The sequence below is a fragment of the Streptomyces sp. NPDC001348 genome (assembly GCF_053597535.1).
Genome location: NZ_JBSFIK010000040.1, coordinates 67,770 through 89,661, shown reverse-complemented (window position 1 = coordinate 89,661; position 21,892 = coordinate 67,770). Strand labels below are relative to the sequence as shown.

Here is a 21,892-nt window from a genome sequence, read left to right as displayed (position 1 = left end):
ACTCACCCCGGAGCCGTTCCACCTCCCCCAACCTCATACCAGGACAATGCCCACCACCAGCCGAGATCACCCAACGTAACGAAGCACTACTAGGGAGTGTCTTGTGGATCAGCCCGGCACACACCGACGGCGACTTCCAGCCGACCCGAGCGGGGTCTGGCGCGTGCAGCTGCAAGGCGGAGGAGGGCGTCGACGCGATGGGGGTCCCCCCGCTCGAGCGCAGCCGAGAGTGGCGGAGTCGGCAACCGACGACAACGCCGCAGATGCGCGTGCCAGACCCCCCGACCCCGGGATGATCCACAAGACACCCCCTAGGCGACAGCTACCGGCACCACGGCCGCTCCGGTCAGGGCCCGCGATCCTCAGGACTTGCGGGCCACCCCCGCGTACACGGGCACGATGCCCTCCGCCTGGGCCGCCACGTCCTCGGGGTCCGGGCGCCAGCCGGTGACCGGGATGACCCCCGGACCCAGCAGGTCCAGCCCCTCGAAGAACCGGGAGAACTCGGCGAGCGAGCGCGGGTGGAACGGCGTGCCGCTGCGGCGGAAGAGGCCCGCCGCCTTCTCGATGGCCTCCGGGTTCAGGTCGGGGGTGACCTGGGAGAGGATCAGGTGACTGCCGGGGGCGAGGGCGTCGACGTACCGCTTGAGCAGGCCGTACACGTCGTCCCCGTCGGCCGCGTCACCCAGGTAGTGCGTCAGCGCGACCAGCGACAGCGCGACGGGCCGGGAGAAGTCCAGCAGGTCGCCGGCCAGCCGGAGGATGGTGTCGGGATCGCGGACGTCCGCGTGCACGTAGTCGGTGCTGCCCTCGGCCGAGCCGTGCAGCAGAGCCTCGGCGTGCCGCAGCACGATCGGATCGTTGTCCGCGTACACGATCCTGCATTCCGGGGCCACGCCCTGAGCCACCTGGTGCAGGTTCGGCTCGGTGGGGATACCGGTACCGATGTCGAGGAACTGCCGTACCCCCGCCTCGGCGGCCACGCGGGTCGCCCGGTGCATGAACCGGCGGTTGGCACGCGCCCCGCGCACCGCGGCCGGGTCCACGGCGAGAATCTTCCGCGCCAGTTCCTCGTCCACCGGGTAGTTGTCCTTGCCGCCCAGCCACCAGTCGTACACGCGCGCCGGATGGGGCCGGCTGGTGTCGATGCGGGGGGACGCGGCGTCGGATCCGGTCATGCGGTGTGTGCTCCTCGGCGTGAGTCGGTGTCGGTCGGCCCCGGGGGCCGCCGCGGTCCGCGTGGTCGGCGCGGACCGGAGAGCGAACGATGGAGGTGCCCGGTCAGTAGGCCTCGCGGTACTCCCGCAGGATCTTCCGCGTGCGCTGCGCCGAAGCGGCGCGCGCTGTCATGTGGTCGAGGACCTCCAGGTGCGCGGAGACCTCCTTGCGGGAGTCCAGGTACAGGGCACCGGTCAGATACTCGGTGTAGACCATGTCCGGCAGTTCGGGCTCGGCGAAACGGAACAGGGAGAACGGCGCGTACGTCCCCGGGTGCGGCCCGTCCGCGAACTCGGCGACCTGGATCGTGACGCGGTCGCGCTCGGCGTACTCCAGCAGCTTGTCCAACTGCTCGCGCATGACCTCGCCGCGGACGCTCACCGGCCGCCGCAGCACCGTCTCGTCCATGATCACCCACAGGTGGGGCGGGTCCTCCCGGTCCAGCAGCCGCTGCCGGGCCATCCGCAGCGACACATGGCGCTCGATCGTCTCCGGCCCCGTCTGCCCGATCGTCCCGGCCTCCATCACCGCCCGCGCGTAGTCCTCCGTCTGCAGCAGGCCGGGCACGAAGTGCGGCTCGTAGGAACGGATGACGCGGGCGGCGCCCTCCAGACTGACGTACATGCTGAACCAGTCGGGCAGCACATCGTGGAACCGCTGCCACCAGCCCGGCTGGTTGGCCTCCTCGGCGAGCGTCACGAACGCGGCCGCCTCCTCCTCGGGCACGCCGTACGTCGAGAGCAGCACCTGCACGTACGGGATCTTCAGCGCGACCTCTGCCGTCTCCATCCGCCGCACGGTCGCGGACGCCACCCGCAGGACCCGGGCAGCCTCGTCGCGCCCCAGCCCGGCCGTCTCCCGCAGTTCCTGCAGCCGCTTGCCGAGCACCACCTGCCCCACGGTGGGCGCAGCCCGCCGCTCACTCACGCCACGCCCTCCCCATACGCGCCCAAGTACGCGAGCAGTGTGACACGCGAGGCCGGACGACGCACCTGGCCGGCGCCGATCCGGACCTCGTGATTCCGGTCAGCCCAGCATCGAGTGCAGGTACTTGGCCGTCGCCGGATCCGCAGGCAGGAACGTCTCGATCGCCAACTCGGCGACCGTGACGTCCATCGGTGTGTTGAAGGTGGAGATCGAGGACACGAAGGAGAGGATCCGGCCCTCGTGCTCGATCCGCATCGGCAGCGCGAAGTACGCGACCGGTTCCGCCGGTTCGTCCGCGGGACGCTCCTCGGGGACCGGATACGCGGCCACCTCCTCGTACAGCGCACGCAGCGCCGCAGAGCGGTGCAGGGCGATCTGCCGCTCCATCTGCGCCAGCAGATGCCCGCGCCACTCCCGCAGATTGCGGATGCGCGGCGCCAGACCCTCGGGGTGCAGCGTCAGCCGCATCGCGTTGAGCGGCGGGGCGAGCAGCGACTCCGGGACCCCCTCCAGCAGCATCGTGATGCCCCGGTTCGCGGTCACCACGTCGTACGTAGCGTCGACCACCAGCGCCGGGTAGGGCTCGTACCCGTGGAGGAGACGCTCCAGGCCCTCGCGCAGCGCGTCCAGCGCCGGGTCGTCCAACGGAGTCCGCGGATAACGCGGGGCGTAACCGGCCGCCAGCAGCAGCGCGTTGCGCTCCCGCACCGGCACGTCCAGATGCTCGGCCAGCCGCAGCACCATCTCCTCGCTCGGCCGGGAACGACCCGTCTCGACGAAACTGATGTGCCGGGCCGAGGAGTCGGCGCGCAGCGCCAGTTCCAGCTGGCTGAACTTCCGGCGCTCCCGCCAGGCCCGCAGCAGCGGGCCGACGCCCCCGTCCGCGGGGGCGGCGGGGGCGTCGGCGGTACCGGACGCGACAATGACCATGCGCACGACCGTAGTCGAGGAGGGGGCACATGAACGAGCCGATAAACACGTGCTGGGAGGCGACGGCGGTCTACCGCGCCAGAGTGCGCGGCTGCCTCCTCGGCGGCGCGCTCGGCGACGCCCTGGGATATCCGGTCGAGTTCCACTCCCTGGACCGCATCCGCGAGACCCACGGCCCGCGCGGTGTCACCGGACTGGTGCCGGACTCCGACGGCGTGCCGGGCCGCGTCAGCGACGACACCCAGATGACCCTGTTCTCGGCCGAGGGCATCCGCCAGTCCCAGGAGCGGGAACGGCTGAAGGGCATCGGCGGCGGCTGGTCCCGCCTGCTGCGCTGGGCCTACGAACGCTGGCTGGAGACGCAGCGCCGGCCGGGCCCCGAGGCGAGCGACCTGACCAAGCCCGCGGGCGGCCCCTACGAAGGCCCGCGCGGCGGCCTGATCGAGGAACCCTGGCTCTACGCCCGCCGCGCCCCCGGGAACGCCTGCCTGTCCGGACTGGCCCAGGACTTCGTCCCCGAGCCGTGGGCCGAACTGGGCCCGCCCGGACCGGTCAACCCCGATTCCAAGGGCTGCGGCGCGGTGATGCGCTCGGCGCCCTTCGGCCTCACCCGCACCGACCCCGGCCAGGCCTTCGGCATCGCCGCCCGCTGCGCCCAGATGACCCACGGTCACCCCACCGGCTACTACGCGGCCGGCGCCCTCGCCGCGATCGTGGCCCACCTCCTTGCCGGGGACTCGGTCGAAGGCGCCGTCCTGCGTACCCTGCGCCTGCTGGCCCGCCACCCCGGCCACGAGGAGACCACCGCCGCCCTGACCCGGGCCCTCGACCTCGCCGCCGACGGGCCCGGCACCCCCGAGAGGCTGGAGAGACTCGGCGCCGGCTGGATCGCCGAGGAGGCCCTCGCCATCGGCGTCTACAGCGCCCTCGCCGCACACCGCGTCGAGGACGCCCTGCTGCTCGCCGTCAACCACTCGGGCGACAGCGACTCCACCGGCTCGATCTGCGGCAACATCCTCGGCGCCCGGTTCGGCGACATCGGGTTGCCGCACCCGTGGGTGGAGCGGGTGGAGGGCCGGGAGCGGATCGCGGCGCTGGCGGACGACCTGGCGGCGGAATGCGTGCGCGGCTGACGCCGACACCACCCCGCGGCACCTCCCCGACCAGCGCTGCGACGGCCCGTCTGTGGCAGGCTGAACAGGTACCCGACACCCAGGAAGGGAGCCAGGGATGGCCGTCGAACCGCTGTCGCAGAAAGAGATCGAGGACCGGCTGGCCGAACTGCCCGGCTGGACCCTCGACGGCGACCGCATCGCCCGCTCCTACCGGCTCGGCTCGCACTTCGCGGCGACGGCGATGGTCGTCCACATCGCCCAGGTCCAGGACGAACTCGACCACCACTCGGACCTCACGCTCGGCTACGACACGGTCTCCCTCACCGTGAACACCCACAGCGCCGGCGGCGTCGTCACCGGGAAGGACTTCGAACTCGCCCGCCGGGTGGAAGACCTCGCCGCAGGTCACGGGGCACACTGACCCCACGTGATCGACTACGACGAGGAAGCCGGCGCATACGACGCGACGCGCGGTGGCGAGGCCCGCGCCGCCGCGGCGGCCGACGCCGTCCTGGGTCTCATACCCGCGGCCGCCGGCCGCCTCCTCGACGTCGCCTGCGGCACCGGCATAGTCACCCGGCGGCTGGCGGCGGCCCGGCCCGGCATGCGGGTCACCGGCGCAGACCTGGCGCAGGGCATGACCCGGAGGGCCGCCGCCCGGCTGCCCGGCGCGGTCGTCCGGGCCGACAGCCGCCGGCTGCCCTTCCCCGACGCCACCTTCGACGCCGTGACCAGCGTGTGGCTGCTCCACCTGCTGCACGACGCCGCCGACGCCGACCGTGTCGTCGCCGAGTGCGCCCGCGTCCTCAGACCCGGCGGCGTCTACGTCACCACCGTCGACAAGGCCGCCGCACACGACGTCGGCAGCGACATCGACGCCGTCCTCGCCCCGCGCCCGCGCCGCCCCGCCCGGGACGCCGCCGACGCCGTCGCCGCGCACGCCGCCCGGCACGGCCTGCACCCGGCCGGGCGGGCGTCCTTCCCCGGCCTCGGGCAGGGCCGCAGCCCGCACGGCACCATCGCCGACCTGCGCCGCGGCTGGTTCACCGTGCTGCCGCCCGGCGACCTGCTCACCGAACGGTTCGCCGAGCTGCTGGCGGCCCTCCCGGACCCCGACCGGCCCCGGGCCGACCCCCGTTTCGGCGTGCGGGCGTTCCGGAAGCCGCCGGCCGGCTGAACTCCGTGATCCAGTTGGTGGGCCAGGTCTCCCCGCCGTCCACCGAGAACGCCTGCTCCCAGCGGGCGGTGGTGCGAGCGGCCGGGCGTGCCGGCACACGGCCGCTCCTCGGGGTCGCTATGGCCCGGACGGTTCGACGCTCAGCCCCGCCAGGCAGGTGTACTACGCACTGGGCTTTGTCTGCTTCGCCCCGCGGCTGCGGCTCGTCGACCTCTTCGGAGGCCTGTGGTGTTCGGGACTCCCGGCCAGGACGGCGGACCACTCCTGGACACGATGGCACGCTTGGCACCGCGCGCCGGATCGCGGCCGCCGGCACGCCCAGTCCGCCCTCCGCAGAGACATGCCCGATTCGGGGCGCGTGCCTCCGTTCGGCACGCGCCCTCGGGGATCAACTCGGAGTGCAGCTCTGGCCGCCCAGCGTGAACGAGGTCGGCTTGGTGTTCGTCCCCGACCAACTGCCGGTGAATCCGAAGCTCACCGAGGATCCGGCCGCCACGTTGGCGTTCCAGCCCAGGTTCTTCACCGTCACCGCCGACCCCGACTGGCCGTAGTCGGCGTTCCACAGCTGCGTGACCTTCTGGCCGTCGGTGTAGGACCAGCCGAGCGACCAGCCGCTCCAGGCGCTCGAGCCCGTGTTGGTCAGCTGCACGTCCGCCTGGAAGCCGCCCGACCACTGGTTGGTGATCCGGTACGTCACGGAGCAGGTGCCCGTCGGTGTCGGATCCGTACCACCGCCGCCTCCGTCTCCGCCGCCTCCGCTCGTGTCGGAGGTGTCTCCGTAGATCACCCCGCGGCCGTTCGTCGACACGTACACCCGGCCGTACACCCGCGGATCGCCCGTGATCGCCGTACCGGTCCAGCCCCACTGGTGGGCGTCGTCGTTGATCCGGGTCCAGCTCACGCCCTTGTCCGTCGACCGGAAGATGCCCCGCACCCCGCCGATCTTCGCGCTCGTGTACAGCGTCTGGTAGGACGCCCCGCTCGCCGCCTTCCCGAAGCCGATCGTGTCGGCCTGCTCCACGTTCGACAGCTTGGTGAAGCCAGCCCCGCCGTCGGTCGAGTGCCACAGACCGTACGCGCCGTCCGTCGCACCGCCGGCCAGCCAGATGTCGCCCTTCGTGCCGGGCAGCGCCTTGAAGCGCACGCTGTCGCCGCTGGGCAGGCCGGTCGAGGAAGACGCCTTGAAGGTCGCGCCGCCGTCCGAACTGACATAGAACTTGCCTGACTTGAAGCCGTAGAACGTCTTGGGGTCGACCCGGTCCGACTCGACCACGGCCCCGGCCGGGATCCCGGTGGACGCCGACCAGGACGAGCCGAAACCCGTCGTGTACTGCACTCCGGTGCCCGCCGGACTCCACACGAACCGGCTGCCGTCCGCCGCGGCCGCCACCGTGCCGCCGCCGCTGACGCCCGAAGGATCCGTGCCCGCGAACCAGTTGGCGCCGTTGTCGGTGGAGAAGGCCACGTGCGGGCCCGAGTCCAGGTTGCCGACCCGCACCACCGTGTTCGGGTTGGTCTCGGCGAAGTCCACACTCGTGGTCGTGGTGAAGGTGGGGGAGGTGTACATCATCGACGGGACCTTCGTCAGGTCCGTGTGCCGGAAGCCGCCGATGTCACCCAGGGCACTGAAGAGCCGGGCACCACCGGACGGGGGAGAGGCGAGGTCGTTGACGGCCGTCTCCTCCAGGCCCTGCACCATCGGCTTGACGGTGAACTGGCCGCCGCTGTCCCAGTTCGTCAGGTTCTCGGTCCCGAAGAGCGTGGCGCCCGTTCCGTACATCATGCGTGCCGAGTCGAACGGGTCGATCTCCAACGACTCCGTCATCCAGCCGAGCTTCGGGGTCTGCTCGGGCGGCGACGGGTTGGCACCGAAGGTCAGCCAGGGCGACGACGACACGTCGATGGTGTAGCGGTTGGAGCGGTTGGGGTACGACGTGTAGTCCCAGGCCTTGGTCCAGGTCGCCCCGCTGTCCTTGGACCGGAAGATCTGGGTGTCCGGCCACCACGAACTGTACGCGGTCGCCATGACGGTCCCCGGATGCTGCCGGTCGACCGTCAGACCGGCGAAGCCGTAGGAGGTGTCGGACTCCGCGACCGGGCTGACGTTGGTCCAGGTGCCGGTCGCGGTCGCGTACCGCCACAGCTGGCCCTTGCCGCCGTCGTACGGACCGCCCTTGTCGCTGTATGCGATGTACAGGTAGCCGTTCTTGGCGTCCAGCACACCCTTGTGCGCCAGATATCCGGTCGGCTGCCCCGCCAGCCGCGACCACGTCGCCCCGGCGTCCGTCGAGCGGTACACCGCGTTGTCCTTGTCCGCCACCCCGACGTAGATCGTCTTCGTGGCGCTCCCGGACGCACCCGTGGACTCGTCGAAGGTGACCCAGACGATCCCCTGGTTGTCACTGGTGTACCCGGTGGTGTCGCCCGGATCCTGCTGGTAGTTCCCGGGGTTGGGGAAGCTCGTCACCTGCGACCAGGTGACCCCCGAGTCCGTCGACCGCCACAGCCCCTTGCCGCTGGGCGCCCCCAGGTACAGGACGCTGTCCTTGTTGGGGTCGATCGCCAGGCGCTCGCCCATTCCCCGGCCGGGCATGTTGCCGCCCAGCTTGAACGGCAGGTCTGTCTTCTGCCAGCTCGCGCCCCGGTCGCCGGAGCGCAGCACCGCGCCGTTCCCGGGGTCCCAGCTGTTGGTGTACGTACCGACGGCCGCGTACACCTTGTTGGGATCCACCGAGTCCGAGGCGAGGCTGACCACCCCGGTGTGGCCCCAGTCGTTCCAGCCGACCGAGTCCAGCAGCGGGGTCCACGTCTTCGTCGACTGCTGCCAGCGGTAGGCGCCGCCGATGTCGGTGCGGGCGTAGACCAGGTTCTTCTCGGAGCGGTTGAACACGATTCCCGGGACGAAGCCGCCGCCGTCTATCCGGGCGTTCTTCCAGGTGTAGGTGTCGGCCGCGAGCGCCACCTTCGGTGTGCCCGCGGCCAGCGCCGGCGGGCTGCCCGCCAGCAGACCGGCGGCCAGCGCGAGGACGGCCGTGAGGATACGGGTTCTTCGCACGGTGGGGGTCCTTCCTTCGGGAGGAGGGCATGACGACCGGGCGGCCCCCCGTGCGGGTGGGGGACCGCCCGGTCCGGCGTACACGGAGCGGTAGCGGGGACTATTCGAGGAGCTCCGCGTACGAACCCATGGCCATGGCGATGTCCGCCTGGGCCCAGAACCGGTGGTACGTGAAGACGGGCGCGGCGCCGCCCTTGAGGTAGGCCTCGATCTTCGACCAGGCCGGGTCGTTCTTGTAGAAGGACCGCAGCGAGATGAACGTCGAGGACGAGGAGATCACGTCACCGTTCGGCATCTTGCCGCTGAAGCCGTTCGGCACGTAGACGCTGTCGCCGAAGCGGCTGTAGTCGGTCCGGGTCTCCGGGACGGCGATGCCCAGGCTGTCCTGGTAGTTGTTCCACATACCGTCCAGCAGCGCCTTCGCCGTCGACTTCGCCGTCGCGTCACCGGACTTGGCGGCGTAGTACGTCAGAGTCTTGGCGTACGCGGCAGCCACGCCGACGTCGTTGGTGTAGTCGGCGACGGTGACGTGCAGGCCGCTGTTGGAGCCGGGGGAGGAGGCGTTCCAGGTGTCGGGCTGGCCCGACCACTGGAGGGTGGACGGAATCTGATAGGTGCCGTCCGGGTTGATCGTGGTCTTGGACAGCGCCCACTTGACCCACTTGTCGAGGATCGCCTTGGCGGTGGTGTTCCCCGTCTGCTGGTAGTACTCGGCCACCCGCTCCATCGACCACGCCTGGAAGCCGAACCACTGGTTGGACGGCGGGTCGTGGTAGACGGGCTCCCAGTCGTAGTACATGCCGTAGAAGGTCGACGTGCCCGCCGGCGGTGTCGCGTACCGGCCCTGCCAGCTGTTGGTCGCACCGCCCGCGATGGCGCCCTCGGACGACTGCAGCCACTGGTAGAACTCCAGCTGCCGCTGCAGCGACTTGCCCCAGTCCGTCGCACCCGTCGCCGACTTCGGCTTCAGGTCGGCGTAGGAACTGAGCGCGTACGCCGCGAGGGGGTTCTGGTAGCCGCCGTGCACATGGCTCGATCCGATGCGCCAGGCCCAGCCCGCGTTGGTGTCGGTCGCGCCGCCCCACGCGTAGTACCAGGACAGCAGGTAGTCCGAGGCGTCCTTGCCGGTGCCGGCCGGGCAGGAGGATGCCCCCACACAGTTGCCGATCTTCTTGAAGTACTTGTCGTACATCGCATACCGCAGGTAGTCGCCCATCTTCGCCGCCTTGCCGACGGTGGCCGACACATCGCTGCCCTTGCCCTGCGCCTTCGCCCAGACGTCCGCCCAGTACGCCGCCTGCACCGCGCGCGCGTCGGCGTCCGGGGCGTCCGTGAACTTCCACTGCTTGGAGTAGGACGAGTCGCCGGTGAACAGGTCCAGGTAACCGTTCTTGCCGCCGTACTTGAAGGCGTCGCAGGTCGGCTGCGGGACCGTCTCCCAGACCGACTCCTGCGGGCCGCGCTGGAAGGTGTTGATGTACGACGGTCCGGTGGCCGTCGGGCCGGCCTCGCACTTGCCGGGCTCGTTGCCGTAGCCATAGACGTTGTCGACGTCCTGCAGCCAGTGCATACCGTAGACGTCGTCCGTACCGTATGCGCTCTTCAGCTCACCGGCGATCGGATCCGACCCGACCGGTACCGACGTGTCCAGCTTCGCCGGATACTCGTTCGGCGTGTCGAGTTCGGGTGCGTACGTCGCCGGCTTCGAGGCGTTGTAGAAGGAGTTGGTCGGCTGGTCGGCGTGGGTCGGGATCATGTACTTCTCCATCACGTCCCAGGCGCCGTTGAACTTCGACCAGTCACCGGTGACCTTGCCGTACATCGCCTGCAGCCACAGAAGGTAGCTGTAGGCCTCCGACGTGGTCTCGTGCCCCTGGTCCGGAGCCTCGACGATCAGCGTCTCCACCGAGTGGTAGGGAATGCCCTCGGGGGAGAAGTAGCCGTTCGCCGGGTTGGTGATCTTCCCGTACAGGTCCAGGAAGCGGGCGTCGTACGCCTTCGACCCCGCCAGCTCCGTCACGGTCACCGTCGCCTTGGTGAGACCCGTCGCCGAGGCGGTGAAGGTCGCCGCCCCCGTGCCCGACGAGTCGGCGGTGACGGTCACCGTCTGCGCGGTGTTCCAGTTGGACGGTGTGAAGGTCAGGGACGAGCCACCGGTCACGCTGAGGCCGGTGTTGCCGCCCGTGCGGGCCACGCTCACCGTCACGTTGGCGCTCGGCTGCGTCGACAGCTTCACCGAGAAGGTGCCCGTCTTGCCCTGCTGAACGCCCAGTTGCGTGGGTGAGGCCACCACGGCGGGACCGGAGGCGACCGTGATGCCGACCGGCGTCGACTCGGCGGAGGCGCCCAGACTGTCGTACGCCTTGGCCACCAGCGAATGACTGCCCACGGTCAAGCCAGAGGCCGAGAGCGAGTAGGGCGCGCTGGTGTCCGTGCCCAGCAGAGTGGTGTCGTCGTAGAACTCCACCTTGCTGATGGTCGCGTTGTCGGCGGCCGCCGCGGTCGCGGCCAGCGGTACCGCGTCACCCTGGCTGTAGACCGCGCCCGCGGCGGGGCTGGTCAGCACGGTGACGGGCGGCTGATGCGCGCCCGCGCAGGTCGTGCCGTTGACCGCGAAAGAGGTGGGAGCGGTGTTGGTGCCGCTGTAGGTGAACTGTGCCCCGGTGCTCACGGCCGCGCCGGCGGCGATCTTCGCGTTGTACCCGGCGTCCTTCACGCTCACCGACTGACCCGACTGCGACCAGGTGCCGTTCCAGCCGTTGGAGAGCTTCTGGTTGCCCGAATAGGCGTAGGTCAGCGTCCAGCCGTTGATCGTGTCCGTGCCGCGGTTGGTGATGGTCAGATCGGCGGTGAAGCCGGAGCCCCAGTCGTTGGTCTTGTAGTCGACGCTGCACTGAAGTGCCGCCGCGTGCGCGGGAGTCGTCCCCGCGGCGAGCATCGACACAGGAAGGGCCAGCGCCGCGACAACGGCCGTCCACAACCGGCGCACTGCTGTGCGCCTCCGTGGGAGATGCATGTGCTGGTTCCTCCTTGCGGCTCGGAAATGTCAAGGCTTGAACCAGTGGGAGCGCTCCCATAGTGAGGATGGGGGTGAGGACGGTCAAGATGCTTGAAGAGTCGAAAAGATTCGATGCGTCGGTCGAAGAAAATTGAAGCGGCTCCCCTGTCCTTTGCCGACGCTTGGCGCTACCTTCCTTCGCACCAGTGGGAGCGGTTCCGGTCAGTCGACGCGTCCGTCACGATGCGCCCGAGCTGCAAGGAGTCGCTCATGCGACACCCCCCGCGTTCAGTACTTTTAGGTGTCGCCGGTGCGGTCGCGCTCGCCGGGAGCGTGCTCGTGCCGGTGGTCACGGCACAGGGAGCCACCCCTGCCTGCACGGTGGACTATTCCGTCACCAGCCAGTGGGACAACGGGTTCCAGGGTGCTGTGACGATCACCAACAACAGCGCCGCGCTGAGCAGTTGGAGCCTCACCTTCGACTTCGCGAACGGCCAGAAGGTCACTCAGGGCTGGAACGCCAAATGGTCCCAGTCCGGCACCACCGTGACCGCCGCCGGCGAGAGCTGGAACGGTTCGCTCGGCACCGGCGCCGCCGTCAGCGCCGGGTTCCTCGCCTCCCGGTCGGGGACCAACGGCGTACCGACGGCCTTCAAGCTCAACGGGACGACCTGCAACGTCGACACGGAGCCGACCCCCACACCGACCGACCCGCCCCCGGCGACGGGCACGGCCCCCGCCCTGCACGTCCTGGGCAACAAGCTCGTCGACGCAGGCGGCAGGACGCGCCGGCTGCTGGGCGTGAACCGCTCCGGCGGTGAGTTCATGTGCGTCCAGGGCCGGGGCATCTGGGACGGTCCCGTCGACGACGCGGCGATCAAGGCGATCGCCGACTGGAAGGCCAACGCGGTCCGCATCCCCCTGAACGAGGAGTGCTGGCTCGGCCTTTCGAACGTCAAGCCGGAGTACGCGGGCACCAACTACGTCAAAGCCGTCAAGGACCTGGTGGCCCGCGTCGAGGCGCACGGAATGACGCCGATCGTCGAACTGCACTGGACCTACGGCCAGTACACGGGCAACTCGGCCGGCTGCTCCGACGTGCACGCCACCTGCCAGAAGCCGATGCCCGACATGCAGTACACCCCGTCGTTCTGGTCCTCCGTGGCCGGCACCTTCAAGGACGACCAGGCGGTGGCCTTCGATCTGTTCAACGAGCCCTATCCGGACCGGGCGACCTCCACCACCGCCCAGGCCTGGCAGTGCTGGAAGGACGGCGGCACCTGCTCCGGCATCTCGTACCAGGTCGCCGGCATGCAGGATCTCGTGGACTCCATACGGTCGACCGGCGCCAAGAACGTGATCCTGGCCGGCGGACTCGCCTACTCCAACGACCTCAGCCAGTGGCTGACGTACAAACCCACCGACCCCACCGGAAATCTGGCCGCCGCCTTCCACGTCTACAACTTCAACACCTGCTCCGGCGAGAGCTGCTGGAACTCCACCCTGGCCCCCGTGGCACAAAAAGTGCCGCTGGTGGCGGGTGAGATCGGCGAGAACACCTGCTCGCACGGGTTCGTCGACCAGGTCATGAAGTGGTTCGACGACCACGACCTGTCCTATCTGGGCTGGACCTGGAACACCTGGGACTGCTCCTCCGGGCCGTCCCTGATCTCCAGCTACGACGGCACGCCCACCGCGTACGGCGCCGGCCTGCGCGACCACCTGCGCGCCGTCAACCCGTAAGCCGCAAGTCCGTGAGTCCGCAAGTCCGTGAGTCCGCAAGTCCGTGAGTCCGCAAGTCCGGCAACAAGCACGACCTCCGCAACTCCCGTGACGTCAGAAGGAAACCCGCACTCATGAGTCGTACCAGAACAGCGATGTTCGCCGCCCTGGCGTTCCTCGCCGGCACCTCCGGGACGGCGTACGCGTCCGTCCCGTCCACGGGCGCCGGTATCTCCGCCATCCCCTGCACCGTCGACTACAAGGTGCAGAACCAGTGGGACACCGGCTTCACCACCGCCGTGACGGTCACCAACAACGGAGCCGCGAAGTCCAGTTGGGCCGTCAAGTGGTCCTACGCCGGCAACCAGAAGGTCACCAGCGGCTGGAACGCCAGGATCACCCAGAGCGGCACCACCGTCACCGCGAACAACGAGACCTACAACGGCAGCCTGGCGGCCGGAGGATCGGTCAGCTTCGGCTTCAACGGCACCTACAGCGGCAGCAACGCCGTCCCGGCCACCTTCACCCTGGACGGCGTCACCTGCAACGTGGACGACGGCGGCGGCGGCGACAACGGGGGCGGTGGCAACAACGGGGGCGGCGGAACCGGCAGCCGTGTCGACAATCCGTACGCCGGCGCCAAGGTGTACGTGAACCCGGAGTGGTCGGCCAACGCGGCCGCCGAACCGGGCGGCAGCCGCGTCTCCAACCAGCCCACCGGCGTCTGGCTGGACCGCATCGCTGCGATCAACGGCGCGAACGGCCACATGGGCCTGCGCGCCCACCTGGACGCCGCCCTCGCCCAGAAGGGCAGCAACCAAGAGGTCATCCAGCTCGTCATCTACGACCTGCCCGGCCGTGACTGCTCCGCCCTCGCCTCCAACGGCGAACTCGGCCCGACCGACATCGACAAGTACAAGACGCAGTTCATCGACCCGATCGCCGCGATCCTCGCCGACCCCAAGTACGCCTCGCTCAGGATCGTCAACACCATCGAGCTCGACTCGCTGCCCAACCTCATCACCAACACCGGCAGCAAGGCCACCGCCACCCCCGCCTGCGACACCATGCTCGCCAACGGCAACTACCAGAAGGGCGTCAGCTACGCCCTGGCCAAGCTCGGCGCCATCCCCAACGTCTACAACTACCTCGACGCGGGCCACCACGGCTGGCTCGGCTGGGACGACAACTTCGGCCCGACCGCGACCCTGTTCAAGCAGGTGGCGACCAGCAACGGGGCGACTGTCGACGATGTACAGGGCTTCATCACCAACACGGCCAACTACAGCGCCCTGAAGGAGAACAACTTCACCATCAACGACACGGTGAACGGCACCTCCGTACGCCAGTCCAAGTGGGTCGACTGGAACCGCTACGTCGACGAGCTGTCCTACGCCCAGGCCTTCCGCAACCAGGCGGTGTCCGTCGGCTTCAACTCCAACATCGGCATGCTCATCGACACCTCCCGCAACGGCTGGGGCGGAACCGCCCGCCCGGCCGGTCCCGGCCCGCAGACCAGCGTGGACGCCTACGTCAACGGCGGCCGCTACGACCGCCGCATCCACGTCGGCAACTGGTGCAACCAGTCCGGCGCCGGTCTCGGCGAGCGTCCGCAGGCCAACCCGGCTCCGGGAATCGACGCCTACGTGTGGATGAAGCCCCCGGGCGAGTCCGACGGCGCCAGCAGCGCCATCCCCAACGACGAGGGCAAGGGCTTCGACCGCATGTGCGACCCGACGTACACGGGCAACCCGCGCAACAACAACAACATGACGGGCGCCCTGCCCAACGCACCGCTGTCCGGGCACTGGTTCTCCGCCGAGTTCCAGCAGCTGATGCAGAACGCCTACCCGCCCCTTTCATGACCCCTGCGTGACCGGTGATCCGCCGGGGCCAGTCCCGTTCGAGGGACTGGCCCCGGCGGATCGCGCATTTCACCGCCGCCCGTGCGGCCTCGGCAAGGAGACACGCCCAGCTGCGCCCCGACCCGGATGCGGGCCGGGGCGACGTTGCTCTCGCCGCACTCCGTTTTGCCGCCGCGGCAACATTCCTGGCCCGGATGCGGTACGTCGGCGCACGCTGGTCGCATCAGGAAGAGAGGCTGACCTCCATGGCGCACCAGCACCAGCATCACCACCAGCACCAGCACCAGCACCAGCACCAGCACGGCCACGAGCACACCGATGTCGACTGGGCCGAGATGGCCCCACACCTGGAGACCCAGGCGGAGCTGTTCGTTCCGGTCCACGAGCGGGCCATGGCCTGGCTGGCCAGGGAAGTGACGGAGCCCGGTCTGATCGTCGACGCCGGCAGCGGGCCCGGAGTCGTGTCCTGCCTGTTCGCCGAGACGTTCCCGGGCGCGCGGGTCGTGGCCGTGGACGCCAGTGAGCCGCTCCTGGAACGGGCTCGCGCCCGGGCCGCCCGGCAAGGTGTCGCCGACCGCTTCGCCACCCTGGCCGGTGAACTCCCCGGGGTGCTCGACCAGTTGGAGTATCCGGCCGATCTGCTGTGGGCGAGCCGGAGCCTGCACCACCTCGGTGACCAGCGCGCCGCCCTCACCGCGTTCGCGGACCGCCTGGTGCCCGGCGGCACTCTGGCCCTGCTCGAGGGCGGCCTGCCCTCCCGTTTCCTGCCGCGGGACATCGGCATCGGCCGGCCGGGACTGCAGGCACGCCTCGACGTCGTGGAGGCCGATTGGTTCACGCGCATGCGGGCCGGCCTGCCCGGCTCCGTCGCCGAGGCCGAGGACTGGCCGGCCCTGCTGACCGCGGCGGGCCTGAAGCACACCCGCACCCGCAGTTTCCTGCTCGACCTGCCGGCGCCGGTTTCCGACCGGGCCCGCGCCTACGTCGCCGCGTATCTCACCCGGATCCGCGATGCGGCGGCCGACGGTCTGGACGCCGACGACCGCCGCACGCTGGACCGGCTCCTCGATCCGGCGGACCCGGCGAGCGTGCACCGGCGTGCGGACGTGTTCGTGCTGGGGGCGTACACCGTGCACACGGCCGTACGGCCCGCCTAGGCGGTGCTTGACTTCGAGAGCGCTCCACATGATGGACTCCCCGGCGTACACACGAGACACAGGGGGTAACCATGACCGACACTCCGGTCGCGCTCATCACCGGCGGTGGCAGCGGCATCGGCGCCGCCGTCGCCCGACAGCTGCTGGACGCCGGGCACCGGGTGGCCGTCACCGGGCGCGGCGAGCGCAGGCTGCGGGAGTTCGCCGAGGGCCTCGGCAACCCTGAGGGTCTGCTGACGTTCACCGGCAACGCGGCCGTGTACGAGGACATACAGTCGGCGGTCGACCGCACACTCAAGGCGTTCGGCCGACTGGACACGGTCGTCGCCAACGCCGGCCACGCCACCCACGACTCCGTCGCCGAGGGCGACCCCGCGGGCTGGACCGAGATGGTGCTCACCAACGTCCTCGGCCCCGCACTGCTCGTCCGCGCCTCGATCGACGCACTGAAGGAGACCCGCGGACGGATCGTCCTCATCGGCAGCGTCGCCGGATTCGTGAACACACCCGGCAACCTCTACGGGGCGACCAAGTGGGCGGTGACCGGCCTCGCCGAGAACACCCGCCGGCAGGTCACCGAATACGGGGTCGGCGTCACGCTGATCGCCCCGGGCCGGGTGGAGACGCCCTTCTGGGACGGCAACGGCAGCCTTCCGCCGGGCCGGCTTCTCACCGCCGACCAGATCGCCGACTCGGTGGTGTGGGCGATCCGCCGGCCCGCCGGTGTCGACGTCAACACCGTGGTCGTAAGGCCGATGGGGCAGCCCAACTGACGCCCCCGAGGGCCCGGTGCCGCGACCGTGCCGGGGCACCGGGCCCGCCTCCCCTCCCCGGCTCAGTTGTTGGCGAGGAACTGCTTCGCCAGCTGGTCCCCGAGGGTCACCGCCGCGCTGTGGCTCTCGATGGGGGACACCTTGGAGTTCTTGAACAGGATGTACGTCACCCCGGAGTCGGCGCCGCCGGTCGCGGGGTCGGGGTCGATGCCCAGTGCCTTGGCGGTGGCGTACGAGGCCTCACCGATGATCTTCGTGGGTCCGGTGTCGCCGACGACCGCGTACTCGACCTTGTTGTTGTAGACGACGGCGACCACGCCGCCGCCCTTGATGCCGGCGCTGGAGTAGTTCCAGATGCTGCTGGAGCTGGGTACGACGACGTAGGGCAGCGTCTCGGCCTTGAGCGGCTTGCCGTCGGACTGGTGGAAGGCGGTGTCGTCCTGGTACCAGGGGTCGCGGTTCTCGTTGCAGTTGGTGGTGCGCTGGCCGTCGCAGTCGACGTCCATGTCGGCCTTCCAGAACACCGCGCCGTTCTTGCCGCACACGGGGATCGTGGCCGACGTCTCGTCGTCGGTCTTGTACTTGCCGTTGGAGATCTGTGAACAGGACTTCACCTTGGCGAGCAGGTCGGCCGCGCTGACCGAGCCCTCCTGGGCGGACGTCGGGGCGGTGGTGGCGCCGGAGGCGTTCGCGGGAAGCACTCCGGCGGCCAGCAGGGCGGCTCCGGAAGCCGCGGCGAGGGTCAGTGTTCGAAGGCGCACGGTGGGGGGCCCTTCTGTTAGGAAAGTTTCCTTACTCGGGTGCCGTACAAAGTGGCCCCGGCCGCATGTCCCCGTCAACCCCTGTGGAGGTGAACTCGGACGCGGCCCTCTCTGATTGCGGCCCCGTGCTCGCGGGGCAAGACTGGCGTTGTCCGGAATTCCGGATGCGTGTACGGCTCCCTGGAGGCGACGGGCCATGTTCGTACGCAGCATCTACGCGACCGGCGATCCCGCGAAGACCGACACGGCGATCAGGGCTCTGAACACGCAGGGCAGGGACCTGCTGGAAGAGCGGCCGGGATACCGCGGGGCGGGCGTCTTCGTGGACCGTGAGCTGGGCAAGCTGCTGGCGGTGAGCTGGTGGGAGTCGGAGGAGGCCCGACGGAACAGCGACGAGGTGATGCGTGAGCGACGCCGTGCCCTGCTGGGTTCGTTTGCCGGGACGCTCGCCGTCGACAACTACGAGGTGGCGGGCTTCCGAGGGGTGCGACAGCCGCGAGTGGGCGGCGGACTGCGCGTCACCCGGCTGGAGTTCGAACCCGCCGACGCGGACCTGCTCGCCGACACGTTCCGGACGTCGGTCGTGCCCCGGCTGGAGACCATGGCGGGGCTGGCCAGGGCGGCCCTGTTCATCGACCGTGAGCGAGGACGGGGTATGACCGGGGCGCTGTTCACCGACCGTGAGTCACTGGCCGCCTCCCGTGCGGGCCAGGCAGCGGCCCGGCACGAGGGAGCGGCCAAGTCGCACGTGACCGTGACCGGACTGGAGGAGTTCGAGGTCGTCCACGCGGACGCACGGGTCGGGTGACACGTCGCCGCACGAGGTCCCGACACGCGTCCGCCCCCGCCGCACGGCGGGGGCGGACGCGTGTCGCGGTGCGGATGTCAGCCGAAGTCCGCGGTGGCCGGGTCGGGACCCAGGCGCATGTCCTCGTTCAGCGCGCTGATCGCCGCCAGGTCCTCGGTGTCCAGGCTGAAGTCGAACACCTCGATGTTCTCCTTGATCCGGGACGGCGTAACGGACTTGGGGATCACGATGTTGCCGAGCTGGAGGTGCCAGCGCAGCACGACCTGGGCCGGGGTGCGGTCGTGCTTGCGGGCGATGGCCACGATCGCCGGCACCTCCAGCAGGCCCTTGCCCTGCCCCAGCGGTGACCAGGCCTCGGTGGCGATGCCCTGCTCGGCGTGGTACTCGCGGGCCGCCTGCTGCTGCAGGTGCGGGTGCAGCTCGATCTGGTTCACGGTCGGGACGACCGACGTCTGTGCGAGCAGGTGCTCGAGGTGCTCCGGCAGGAAGTTGGAGACGCCGATGGCCCGGACACGGCCGTCGGCCAGCAACTTCTCGAACGCCTTGTAGGTGTCCACGTACTGGCCGCGGGCCGGCCGCGGCCAGTGGATCAGGTACAGGTCGACGTACTCCAGCCCCAGCTTGGACAACGAGGTGTCGAACGCGCGGAGGGTGGAGTCGTACCCCTGATCGCTGTTCCAGAGCTTGGTGGTGACGAAGATGTCCTCGCGGGGCAGGCCGGAGGCGGCGATCGCCTTGCCGGTGCCTTCTTCGTTGCCGTAGATCGCCGCTGTGTCGATGCTGCGGTACCCGGCCTCGAGCGCCGTGCCGACCGCCTTCTCGGCCTCGTCGTCCGGCACCTGCCAGACGCCGAAGCCCAGCTGGGGCATCTCGACGCCGTTGTTGAGGATGATCGGGGGGACCTTGCTGCTCACGAGCTCTTGATCCTTCGGTTGTCGACAGGTGGTACTTCCCATCGTCAACGATCACGGGCCGCGATGTATTCCTGACCGCCGAATCCGGCGGTACTGAGCGACGAGTCAGCCATGGTCGCCGGAGAATGGCCGGAAATGCATCCGACCTCATCGGTCCGGACCATTGACCAGAACCTGTCCTCCCGGGAATCTGGTTCGCGCTACCGAACGCATCGATGAACCCGGTACATCCATGTGAACTCCCCCTCTTTACTGGGCTCATAAGCGCTCGAGCGAAGCCCCGCCCTCGGGAAAGCAGGTACGCAGGCATGAACGAGCCCCTGCCGAAGACCCCTCAGACGGAAGCTCCGATTCTGCAGACATCGGATGAAAAGGTCTCGCAAAGCCCTGGTCAGCACATGGTGGAGACCCCTCTCGAAGGCGACGGCCGCCGTGCCCGCCCCCACGGGGGACGCCGACGCCTTCGGGCGGTGATCACGGCCGCCGCGGCGGCCACCGTCACCCTGGCCGCACTGCCGGCGGCCACGCCCAGCTCCGCGGCCACGCCCAGCTCCGCGGTCGCACCGGGTTCCGTGGCCGTGACGAGACCCGCGGCGGCCGCGAGCCGCCCGTCCGCCGCGCGTGACTGGTCCACGGCCGTCGTCGACTCGACCATGGCCCGCTACACCCCGACCACGATCGGCGGCTGGTCGTACCCGGTCGGCCTGTACCTCTACGGCCAGTACCTCACCTACCGCCGCACGCACGACGCCCGCTACCTCGCCTACATCAAGGAATACGTCGACCGGTTCGTGAAGAGCGACGGCTCGATCGGCCAGTCGTTCAACAGCCTGGACAGCATGCAGGCCGGCCGTCTGCTGGTGATCCTGCACCACGAGACGGGCCAGGACCGCTACCGCAAGGCCGCCCAGAAGATCCGCGACCGTCTGAACACCTACCCCCGCACCGGTGACGGCGGCTTCTGGCACGCCGACACCGACTCACGGGCGCACCAACTCTGGGCGGACGGCGTCTACATGGTGAACCCGTTCCTCGTCGAGTACGGCAAGGAGTTCCAGGACAGCGCGTACGCGAACGACGAGGCCGCCAAGCAGCTGTACGTCTACGGAAGCCATCTGCAGGTGGCGAACGGACTGCTCAGGCACGCCTACGACGAGTCGAAGACCGCGAGCTGGGCGGACCCGCAGTCGGGGCTCGCACCGGAGCACTGGTGCCGTGCGGTCGGCTGGTACTCGATGGCGATCGTCAACGTGCTGGACACGATCCCCGCGAAGCATCCCCGTCGTGCGCAACTCCTCGACATCTTCCAGCGGTTGGCGGCCGGTCTGGAGAAGTACCAGGACCCGGGGACCGGACGCTGGTTCCAGGTCATGGACAAGGGCGGCCGCGAGGACAACTGGACCGAGACCTCCTGCTCCAGCATGTTCACCTACGCGCTCTCGCGCGGTGCTCAGCGGGGATACATCGATCCGCACTACGCGGCCGTGGCCCGGCGCGGCTACCAGGGTGTGCTGGCGAACCTCTCGGTCGGAGCCGACGGCCGCACCAACCTCGCCGACATCTCCATCGGCACCAACGTCGGCGACTACGCGTACTACGTCGGACGTGAGCGGGCCACCAACGACTTCCACGGCCTCGGGGCCTTCCTGATCATGAACGAGCAACTGCGAGGTGATTAGTGTCATGAGCACATCCAGAAGAGCTGTGCTGGGCGCGGCGGTCGCGGGCGCGGCCGGGGCGACCCTGGGTCTTCCCGCCACCGCCCACGCCGCCTCCTGGCAGCAGAAGTGGGCCCCCTCCGCGAGCAGCGACGGCCTCGGCGCCTTCGAGACGATCGAGGACGACCGCGCCGACTCGCACCCCGCGGGGCATCCGCACATCTTCGCCACGGGCAACAACTGGCGCTTCAACATGCACATGGTGGACCGGGACACCTCGACCGACCGCCAGCGCCAGGAGGTCACGGGGCTGCGCACCAGCTCCAGCAGCTACCTCAAGTGGAACGAGGGCCAGACCTGGCGGGTCACCTACTCGATGTACATCCCGAGCTCGCTGAAGGCGACCACCACCTTCACCCACATCATGCAGATGAAGCAGCCCGGAGCCGGTTCCTCCCCGATCGTCACGCAGTCGCTGCGCCGGGTGAGCGGCAAGCAGACCATCGAGCTGACCCTGCCCATCTCCGGCACCCTCATCGGCCGCACCGATCTCGACCCGCTGCACGACAAGTGGACCGACGTCGACTTCCAGATCAAGGTCGGCGACGGCTCGGCCGGCTCCGTCCGCTGGATCCTCAAGTCCGGCGGCTCGACCGTCATCGACAAGTCGAAGACCGGCGTCGACACCTTCCTTGCCGACCGCGTGCGCCCGAAGTGGGGCATCTACCGTTCCCTCGGCGACACCTCCGGGTCCCTGCAGGACACCTACCTCCTGCTCACCAACCTCCGCGGCTACCAACTCGGGTGAGGAGCC

General features: G+C 69.7%; 17 protein-coding genes. 10 read left to right on the top strand and 7 right to left on the bottom strand.

Annotated elements, in window-relative coordinates; all coding sequences use genetic code 11:
* Positions 1-362 precede the first annotated feature (362 nt).
* The 3 genes from ACWC21_RS32470 to ACWC21_RS32460 all read right to left on the bottom strand — a co-directional run bounded on the left by ACWC21_RS32470 (position 363) and on the right by ACWC21_RS32460 (position 3,075).
* Positions 363-1,178, bottom strand: coding sequence for an SAM-dependent methyltransferase (locus ACWC21_RS32470; protein WP_450887040.1), 816 nt, complete (start codon positions 1,176-1,178; stop codon positions 363-365).
* A 103-nt stretch (positions 1,179-1,281) separates the two neighbouring features.
* Positions 1,282-2,145, bottom strand: coding sequence for a helix-turn-helix domain-containing protein (locus ACWC21_RS32465; protein ID WP_450887038.1), 864 nt, complete (start codon positions 2,143-2,145; stop codon positions 1,282-1,284).
* A gap of 99 nt (positions 2,146-2,244) precedes the next feature.
* Complete coding sequence (locus ACWC21_RS32460; protein ID WP_450887037.1) at positions 2,245-3,075, bottom strand: helix-turn-helix domain-containing protein; 831 nt, start codon at positions 3,073-3,075, stop codon at positions 2,245-2,247.
* Positions 3,076-3,104: 29 nt separating this feature from the next.
* On the opposite strand from ACWC21_RS32460, the gene ACWC21_RS32455 reads away from it, so the two are divergent.
* The 3 genes from ACWC21_RS32455 (at position 3,105) to ACWC21_RS32445 (ending at position 5,367) form a co-directional block, all read left to right on the top strand.
* Positions 3,105-4,208: an ADP-ribosylglycohydrolase family protein gene (locus ACWC21_RS32455; protein ID WP_450887035.1), complete on the top strand. Its 1,104-nt coding sequence runs from the start codon at positions 3,105-3,107 to the stop codon at positions 4,206-4,208.
* Between the two features lie 97 nt (positions 4,209-4,305).
* Positions 4,306-4,611, top strand: a complete 306-nt coding sequence (locus ACWC21_RS32450) for a 4a-hydroxytetrahydrobiopterin dehydratase (RefSeq protein ID WP_450887033.1) — start codon at positions 4,306-4,308, stop codon at positions 4,609-4,611.
* Between the two features lie 6 nt (positions 4,612-4,617).
* The gene (locus ACWC21_RS32445) at positions 4,618-5,367 is read left to right on the top strand and encodes a class I SAM-dependent methyltransferase (RefSeq protein WP_450887032.1); all 750 of its coding nucleotides are present in this window, start codon (positions 4,618-4,620) and stop codon (positions 5,365-5,367) included.
* 388 nt (positions 5,368-5,755) lie between these two features.
* Here ACWC21_RS32445 and ACWC21_RS32440 read toward each other — a convergent pair whose 3' ends face one another.
* Together ACWC21_RS32440 and ACWC21_RS32435 are read right to left on the bottom strand one after the other, a co-directional pair.
* Positions 5,756-8,422: a cellulose binding domain-containing protein gene (locus ACWC21_RS32440; protein ID WP_450887031.1), complete on the bottom strand. Its 2,667-nt coding sequence runs from the start codon at positions 8,420-8,422 to the stop codon at positions 5,756-5,758.
* Positions 8,423-8,522: 100 nt separating this feature from the next.
* Positions 8,523-11,438 (bottom strand): glycoside hydrolase family 48 protein, encoded by a 2,916-nt coding sequence (locus tag ACWC21_RS32435; protein WP_450887029.1) that lies wholly within the window; start codon positions 11,436-11,438, stop codon positions 8,523-8,525.
* Positions 11,439-11,690: 252 nt separating this feature from the next.
* On the opposite strand from ACWC21_RS32435, the gene ACWC21_RS32430 reads away from it, so the two are divergent.
* The 4 genes from ACWC21_RS32430 to ACWC21_RS32415 all read left to right on the top strand — a co-directional run bounded on the left by ACWC21_RS32430 (position 11,691) and on the right by ACWC21_RS32415 (position 16,937).
* Positions 11,691-13,163, top strand: a complete 1,473-nt coding sequence (locus ACWC21_RS32430) for a cellulase family glycosylhydrolase (protein ID WP_450887027.1) — start codon at positions 11,691-11,693, stop codon at positions 13,161-13,163.
* A 113-nt stretch (positions 13,164-13,276) separates the two neighbouring features.
* A complete protein-coding gene (locus ACWC21_RS32425) occupies positions 13,277-15,007 on the top strand; it encodes a glycoside hydrolase family 6 protein (protein WP_450887025.1) in 1,731 nt (576 codons plus the stop codon).
* Between the two features lie 245 nt (positions 15,008-15,252).
* Positions 15,253-16,164 (top strand): class I SAM-dependent methyltransferase, encoded by a 912-nt coding sequence (locus ACWC21_RS32420; RefSeq protein ID WP_450887024.1) that lies wholly within the window; start codon positions 15,253-15,255, stop codon positions 16,162-16,164.
* A 71-nt stretch (positions 16,165-16,235) separates the two neighbouring features.
* Complete coding sequence (locus ACWC21_RS32415) at positions 16,236-16,937, top strand: SDR family oxidoreductase (protein ID WP_450887023.1); 702 nt, start codon at positions 16,236-16,238, stop codon at positions 16,935-16,937.
* Positions 16,938-16,999: 62 nt separating this feature from the next.
* Here ACWC21_RS32415 and ACWC21_RS32410 read toward each other — a convergent pair whose 3' ends face one another.
* Positions 17,000-17,698: a glycoside hydrolase family 75 protein gene (locus tag ACWC21_RS32410; protein ID WP_450887022.1), complete on the bottom strand. Its 699-nt coding sequence runs from the start codon at positions 17,696-17,698 to the stop codon at positions 17,000-17,002.
* A 196-nt stretch (positions 17,699-17,894) separates the two neighbouring features.
* Between ACWC21_RS32410 and ACWC21_RS32405 the strand changes: the two genes are divergently transcribed.
* On the top strand, positions 17,895-18,506 hold the full coding sequence (locus tag ACWC21_RS32405) for a hypothetical protein (protein WP_450887021.1): 612 nt from the start codon (positions 17,895-17,897) through the stop codon (positions 18,504-18,506).
* 77 nt (positions 18,507-18,583) lie between these two features.
* Here ACWC21_RS32405 and ACWC21_RS32400 read toward each other — a convergent pair whose 3' ends face one another.
* Complete coding sequence (locus ACWC21_RS32400) at positions 18,584-19,420, bottom strand: aldo/keto reductase (RefSeq protein WP_450887019.1); 837 nt, start codon at positions 19,418-19,420, stop codon at positions 18,584-18,586.
* 398 nt (positions 19,421-19,818) lie between these two features.
* On the opposite strand from ACWC21_RS32400, the gene ACWC21_RS32395 reads away from it, so the two are divergent.
* Both ACWC21_RS32395 and ACWC21_RS32390 read left to right on the top strand, forming a co-directional pair.
* Positions 19,819-21,099, top strand: a complete 1,281-nt coding sequence (locus tag ACWC21_RS32395; RefSeq protein ID WP_450887017.1) for a glycoside hydrolase family 88/105 protein — start codon at positions 19,819-19,821, stop codon at positions 21,097-21,099.
* Between the two features lie 4 nt (positions 21,100-21,103).
* Positions 21,104-21,886, top strand: a complete 783-nt coding sequence (locus ACWC21_RS32390) for a heparin lyase I family protein (RefSeq protein WP_450887015.1) — start codon at positions 21,104-21,106, stop codon at positions 21,884-21,886.
* Positions 21,887-21,892: the final 6 nt, after the last annotated feature.

Coding starts and splice junctions, on each gene's coding strand:
- ACWC21_RS32470 (WP_450887040.1), bottom strand. CDS start 1,178: ATGACCGGATCCGACGCCGCGTCCCCCCGCATCGACACCAGCCGGCCC.
- ACWC21_RS32460 (WP_450887037.1), bottom strand. CDS start 3,075: ATGGTCATTGTCGCGTCCGGTACCGCCGACGCCCCCGCCGCCCCCGCG.
- ACWC21_RS32455 (WP_450887035.1), top strand. CDS start 3,105: ATGAACGAGCCGATAAACACGTGCTGGGAGGCGACGGCGGTCTACCGC.
- ACWC21_RS32450 (WP_450887033.1), top strand. CDS start 4,306: ATGGCCGTCGAACCGCTGTCGCAGAAAGAGATCGAGGACCGGCTGGCC.
- ACWC21_RS32435 (WP_450887029.1), bottom strand. CDS start 11,438: ATGCATCTCCCACGGAGGCGCACAGCAGTGCGCCGGTTGTGGACGGCC.
- ACWC21_RS32430 (WP_450887027.1), top strand. CDS start 11,691: ATGCGACACCCCCCGCGTTCAGTACTTTTAGGTGTCGCCGGTGCGGTC.
- ACWC21_RS32425 (WP_450887025.1), top strand. CDS start 13,277: ATGAGTCGTACCAGAACAGCGATGTTCGCCGCCCTGGCGTTCCTCGCC.
- ACWC21_RS32420 (WP_450887024.1), top strand. CDS start 15,253: ATGGCGCACCAGCACCAGCATCACCACCAGCACCAGCACCAGCACCAG.
- ACWC21_RS32415 (WP_450887023.1), top strand. CDS start 16,236: ATGACCGACACTCCGGTCGCGCTCATCACCGGCGGTGGCAGCGGCATC.
- ACWC21_RS32405 (WP_450887021.1), top strand. CDS start 17,895: ATGTTCGTACGCAGCATCTACGCGACCGGCGATCCCGCGAAGACCGAC.
- ACWC21_RS32395 (WP_450887017.1), top strand. CDS start 19,819: ATGGTGGAGACCCCTCTCGAAGGCGACGGCCGCCGTGCCCGCCCCCAC.
- ACWC21_RS32390 (WP_450887015.1), top strand. CDS start 21,104: ATGAGCACATCCAGAAGAGCTGTGCTGGGCGCGGCGGTCGCGGGCGCG.